Source organism: Nocardia sp. No.11, assembly GCF_038752175.1.
Lineage (GTDB): Bacteria > Actinomycetota > Actinomycetes > Mycobacteriales > Mycobacteriaceae > Nocardia > Nocardia canadensis.
The window spans coordinates 1-3,383 of record NZ_JBCGFB010000035.1 but is presented as its reverse complement, the minus strand read 5'-3'; the positions used below and the strand labels follow the sequence as shown (position 1 = coordinate 3,383).

The 3,383-nt window shown below is 68.3% G+C and carries 6 protein-coding genes; 3 read left to right on the top strand and 3 right to left on the bottom strand.

What is annotated here, in order from left to right:
* Window positions 1–36 precede the first annotated feature (36 nt).
* The 3 genes from V8688_RS13510 to V8688_RS13500 are packed head-to-tail and all read right to left on the bottom strand — an operon-like array spanning window position 37 to window position 2,548.
* Window positions 37–699 carry a methionine ABC transporter permease gene (locus tag V8688_RS13510; protein ID WP_316575288.1) on the bottom strand — a complete coding sequence of 221 codons (663 nt, stop codon included), beginning with the start codon at window positions 697–699 and terminating at the stop codon, window positions 37–39.
* Window positions 699–1,712 carry a methionine ABC transporter ATP-binding protein gene (locus V8688_RS13505; RefSeq protein WP_342800930.1) on the bottom strand — a complete coding sequence of 338 codons (1,014 nt, stop codon included), beginning with the start codon at window positions 1,710–1,712 and terminating at the stop codon, window positions 699–701. The genes V8688_RS13510 and V8688_RS13505 overlap by 1 nt, the downstream gene beginning before the upstream one ends.
* Entirely contained in the window at window positions 1,709–2,548 is an 840-nt protein-coding gene (locus tag V8688_RS13500; protein ID WP_342800937.1) for a MetQ/NlpA family ABC transporter substrate-binding protein, read from the bottom strand. Before V8688_RS13500 ends, V8688_RS13505 begins: the two co-directional genes overlap by 4 nt.
* 220 nt (window positions 2,549–2,768) lie before the next feature.
* Here V8688_RS13500 and V8688_RS13495 point away from each other — a divergent pair, with 220 nt between their 5' ends.
* The 3 genes from V8688_RS13495 to V8688_RS13485 are packed head-to-tail and all read left to right on the top strand — an operon-like array spanning window position 2,769 to window position 3,329.
* On the top strand, window positions 2,769–3,008 hold the full coding sequence (locus V8688_RS13495) for a helix-turn-helix domain-containing protein (protein WP_342800929.1): 240 nt from the start codon (window positions 2,769–2,771) through the stop codon (window positions 3,006–3,008).
* Window positions 3,005–3,154, top strand: a complete 150-nt coding sequence (locus V8688_RS13490; protein ID WP_342800928.1) for a hypothetical protein — start codon at window positions 3,005–3,007, stop codon at window positions 3,152–3,154. Before V8688_RS13495 ends, V8688_RS13490 begins: the two co-directional genes overlap by 4 nt.
* 37 nt (window positions 3,155–3,191) lie before the next feature.
* Complete coding sequence (locus V8688_RS13485) at window positions 3,192–3,329, top strand: hypothetical protein (RefSeq protein ID WP_342800927.1); 138 nt, start codon at window positions 3,192–3,194, stop codon at window positions 3,327–3,329.
* The last annotated feature ends 54 nt before the right edge of the window (window positions 3,330–3,383 follow it).

Here is a 3,383-nt window from a genome sequence, read left to right as displayed (position 1 = left end):
CGCCCCCCACCCCGCTTTTCTTCGTCGCCGATATTCTCAGCGCCGCAATACCTTCCGGGCCAGCCAATTGCCGAAGAACTGCACGCCCTGCACGCCGGCGATGATAATCAGCGTCGCCACGATCGTGACTTCCCAATCGAATTGCTGATAGCCGTAGACCAGCGCGAAATCGCCGAGGCCGCCGCCGCCGACCGTGCCCGCCATGGCGGAGATGTCCACGATCGAGATCACCACGAAGGTGTAGCCGAGGATCAGCGGCCCGAGCGCTTCCGGAATCAGCAGCGTGAGAATGATCCGCAGCGGACCCGCGCCGACCGCGCGCGCCGCCTCGATCACTCCCGGATCGACCGTCACCAGGTTCTGTTCGACGATCCGGGCGATGCCGAACGAGGCCGCGACGATCATCACGAACAGCGCCGCCTCGGTGCCGATCGTGGTGCCGACGACCTCGAGGGTGACCGGACCCAGCGCGGCCAGCAGGATGATGAACGGGATCGGGCGCACGATGTTGACCAGCACGTTGAGCACCAGATAGAGCGGCGCGTTCGCCAGCAGCCCGCCTTTGCGGGTGGTGTAGAGCGCGGTGCCCAGCGCCAGGCCGATCACCCCGGCCACCACGAAGGTCACGCCCACCAGATAGACGGTGGTCCCGATCGCCTCGAACAGCGTGGGCCGCAACTTCTCCCAGTTGGTCTCCATCAGCGCGCCCTCCGCTCCAGGTCGGCGATCACGCGGTCCACCGCGTCGTCGGGACCGTGCAGCGCCAGGGTGATGCTGCCGAAGGTCTTGTCCTGCAACGTGCTCACCCCGCCGTAGACGATCTCGAAGCGCACGTCGGCCGTGGCCGCGGCGGCCAGCGCGGCGCCGATCCCGCTGTCGTCGTCGACGTCGACGGTGACCAGCCGGCCACCGTGCAGGTCGCGCAGCCGCTCGAGTTCGGCCGCGTCGGGCCGGTTGTGCAGCACGGTGGCCACGAACGAGCGGGTCGACGCGGCCCGCGGTGCCGCGAAGACATCGAAGGTGGGCGACAATTCGACGATCCGGCCTTCGGCCAGCACCGCCACCCGGTCGGCGACCGCGCGGATCACCTCCATCTCGTGGGTGATCACCACGATGGTCACCCCGAGCTCGGCATTGATCTTCTTCAGCAGCCGCAGCACCTCGGCCGTGGTCTCCGGGTCCAGCGCCGAGGTCGCCTCGTCGGCGAGCAGCAGCGACGGCGAGGTCGCCAGGGCACGAGCGATGCCGACGCGCTGCTTCTGACCGCCGGAGAGCTGATCGGGATAGGCGCGCGCCTTGTCGGTGAGGCCGACGAAGTCGAGCAGCTCGGCGACGCGCGCCTTGCGTTCGGCGCGCTTCCAGCCCGCGACCCTGAGCGGATATTCGATATTGCCCGCGGCCGTGCGCGACCGGAACAGGTTGAACTGCTGGAACACCATGCCGATATCGCGGCGCAGGGTGCGCACGGCCGACTCCCGCACCCCGGTGATCGGGGCGCCGGCGACGGTGATCGTGCCCGAGGTGGGCTTCTCCAGGGCGTTGATCAGCCGGACCAGGGTCGATTTGCCCGCTCCGGAATAGCCGATCACGCCGAAGATCTCGCCCGCCTCGATCCGCAGATCGACGTCGTCGAGCGCGACGTGCCGCTCGGCGCCGCGGCCGAAGACCTTGGTGACCGAACGGAATTCGACGGCGGCCTCGGGTGCGCTCACTTGTTCGCGCGGATGCCCTGCTGCACCCGGTCGAGGATCTGCTCGAGCTCGGCGCCCGGACGGGTCACGGCGACCGCGGTGTTCTTGGTGACCTCCGCGTGCGCGGCGGCCACGGCCGGGTCCTTCCAGATCTCGACCAGCTTCAGGTAGGTCGGGTTGGTCTTGTCCTCGGCCCGCGTGACGATCACATTGATGTACGGCTCGGCGGACGGGTTCTTCGGATCGTCTTTGTACAGGGCCGACTGCGGGTCGATGCCGGAGCGGTCGAGGAAGGTGTTGTTGATCACCGATCCGTCGACCGAGGCCAGCGACAGCGCGGTCTGCGCGGCGTCGACCGGGGTCACCTTCACCTTGGAGGCGCCCTTGTCGATGTCGGCGGGGGTGGGCTGGGCGGAGGAGCCCGTCAGCTTCAGCAGTCCGGCGGCCTGGAGCACGAACAGCGCGCGGGCCTGGTTGGTCGGATCATTGGGGATCGCGATCTCACCGCCGGCCGGGATGTCGGCCAGTGCCTTGTGTTTGGTGGAGTACAGGCCCAGCGGCACGATGTAGGTCGAGCCGATCGGGGTCAGCGTGTCCGAGCTCGCCACGTTGTACTGGCCGAGGAATTGCAGGTGCTGGAACAGGTTGACATCGATCTGTTTCTGCGACAGCGCGGCATTGGGCTGCTTGTAGTCGGAGAAGTTGGTGATCTTCAGCGTGATGCCCTGCTCCTTGGCCTTCTGCTCGAAGACGTCCCAGGCCTTGTCCTTGTCGGTGGTGCCGATACGCACCACCGTGCCGGACTCGGTGTCGTCCGAACCGCACGCCGTGAGGGTGAGGGCCGCGGTTGCTACCAGGACCGGGATCGCCAGTACCCGACGGAATTTCACTTGATACTCCCGAATTGCTCGCTGAGGGTGAACCCGGCCATCCAAGCCGTGGTTCGTACGCGGAAACAACGGTTTGCGTTGCCTCGAGCGAAACCCTCGCTAACTCTTGGACGGGCGTCTAGTTTGCGGACGATGCGAATCCTGCGCCGTCTGCTGGTGCTCCCGGTCCTGGTCACGCCGGCGGTGGGTGTGCCCGCCCCGTGACGCCCTGGTGCCGATCGGGGCGACGGAGATCTTCCCGCTCACCCTGTACCACGATCCGGAGGTCGTCGCGGCGATCCGGGCCGAGACCGGCTACGCCGGGATCTTCGAGACCGGCGTGCTGAAGGAGTCCGGGTCCGCGGCACTCACCGTCGACGCGGTCGCGGCGCGGGCCGGGGTGAGCAAGGCGACGATCTACCGCCGCTTCGCCACCAAGCAGGAATGACGTTCGCGGTCGTGGTGCACGGCCTGGACGAGGCTCCGCCCGCCGACACCGGCTCGCTCGAGGGCGACCTGGCCGCGCTCATCGAGCGGATCGGCGAGCAACTCCGTCATCGGCACGCTGCTCGACCGCGCGATCACCCGGGGTGACCTGGCTCGTCGCCCCGATTCGGCGATCGCGCAGGCGTTGCTGCTCGGTCCGCTGTTCGCGTGGATCGTCGTGCTCGACGAGGACCTTACGCGCGCAACGGAACTCGCGCGCATCGTCGCCCGGATGGTCACCGACGCGCTCGCCGCGGGCGTGGTGCCCGCCGCTGCGTCCTAGCGGCGGCGAGCACCACGAGCGCGGCCAGGGCGAACCCGGCCGCGATCGGCGGCA

Coding starts and splice junctions, on each gene's coding strand:
- V8688_RS13510 (WP_316575288.1), bottom strand. CDS start 699: ATGGAGACCAACTGGGAGAAGTTGCGGCCCACGCTGTTCGAGGCGATC.
- V8688_RS13490 (WP_342800928.1), top strand. CDS start 3,005: ATGACGTTCGCGGTCGTGGTGCACGGCCTGGACGAGGCTCCGCCCGCC.